This is a genomic window from Brooklawnia sp., from assembly GCF_032229645.1.
Classification (GTDB): Bacteria; Actinomycetota; Actinomycetes; order Propionibacteriales; family Propionibacteriaceae; genus Brooklawnia.
The window spans coordinates 1-1,210 of sequence record NZ_JAVTWX010000113.1 but is presented as its reverse complement, the minus strand read 5'-3'; the positions used below and the strand labels follow the sequence as shown (position 1 = coordinate 1,210).

The window sequence follows — 1,210 nt, the reverse complement described above, 5'->3', positions numbered from 1 at the left end:
CGAGGCGATTGAAGTCTGGACGAGCAAGGCGAGTACAGACGATTGAAGCGAGTGGGCTGCGAGCTTGCTCGCGAGTCCCGAGGCCAGCGCCCGGATTGTGTAGGAATAGGGCCCAGCACGGGCGATGAACCTACACAATCCGGCGCCGGCGGCTCGGCGCCAGACCTTGAGCCAGCCTGTAACGTGACGGCAACGCGACAGAGACCTGTCTTCTACCGCGAACGAGTAGGCTGGCAGCACGGGAACAAAGTCAGCCGAATACATGTTGACGAAACGACCGGCAGTACCCCCGGAGAGTGAGGAGATTAAGTTGAACGCGACAGTCATGAGCGATCAGCAGTTGACCGCAGCAGATCGCTGCGACCGCTGTGGTGCGCAGGCCTACCTTCGCGTAACTCTCGAATCGGGTGGCGAACTGCTCTTCTGTGCACATCACGCACGCAAGCATTCCGACAAGCTACGGCAAGTCGCCCTTCGCATTCACGACGAGACCGACAAGCTGAGCTGATTCAGTCTTAGGACCCTTAGCAAACGACGGCGACCCGGCTCTTCCGAACCGGGCCGCTCTCGTTTGCTAACGAACTGGCGACATAAGGGCCTGACGAAGAATTAACGCGTCGAGTGGCGGTTTCGCTCGTCGCGATCAGGCGCCCGATCACCGAAGCGACGCGCAGCGGTAATGCTCTGGAGGGTCCTAACTCAAATTCGCACGACCGACAAAGGAGACGGAAGCCGTGAGCGAACAGCAGGCCATCGACGCCGTGCGCGCGCTCGGCCTCGAACAGACCATCACCCGTCACGGGCCGGTGGGTTCCCTGGCAGAGGCGGCCAAGCTGCGCGGCATCGAACCCCGAGGCATCGTCAAGACACTCGTTGTGCGCCGCGGCTCTGGCGATTATCTCTTCGTCCTGGTGCCGGGTGATCGCACCTTCAGTTGGCCGAAGCTGCGCGCGCTGCTCGGCGTCAACAGACTGTCGATGCCGGACGCGAACACGGCCTTCGAAGTCACAGGCTATGTACGCGGCACCATCACCCCGTTCGGTGCCAGTCACGCCTGGCCGGTCATCGCGGATGCTTCCATCATCGGACACCGCATTTCGATGGGCGCAGGCGCTCCGGGGGTGTCGATCTCACTCGATGCGGACCAGATGATCGCCGCGCTGCACGCAACCGTGGCCGATATCAGCGATCGATCATGAACTGGCCCGAC

At 62.0% G+C, this 1,210-nt stretch carries 2 protein-coding genes; both read left to right on the top strand.

Going from position 1 to position 1,210, the window contains the following annotated elements; all coding sequences use genetic code 11:
- Positions 1-262 precede the first annotated feature (262 nt).
- Positions 263-508: a hypothetical protein gene (locus tag AAFP05_RS08320; protein WP_341729392.1), complete on the top strand. Its 246-nt coding sequence runs from the start codon at positions 263-265 to the stop codon at positions 506-508.
- 226 nt (positions 509-734) lie between these two features.
- Complete coding sequence (locus AAFP05_RS08315; protein ID WP_341729391.1) at positions 735-1,199, top strand: YbaK/EbsC family protein; 465 nt, start codon at positions 735-737, stop codon at positions 1,197-1,199.
- The last annotated feature ends 11 nt before the right edge of the window (positions 1,200-1,210 follow it).

Coding starts and splice junctions, on each gene's coding strand:
- AAFP05_RS08320 (WP_341729392.1), top strand. CDS start 263: ATGTTGACGAAACGACCGGCAGTACCCCCGGAGAGTGAGGAGATTAAG.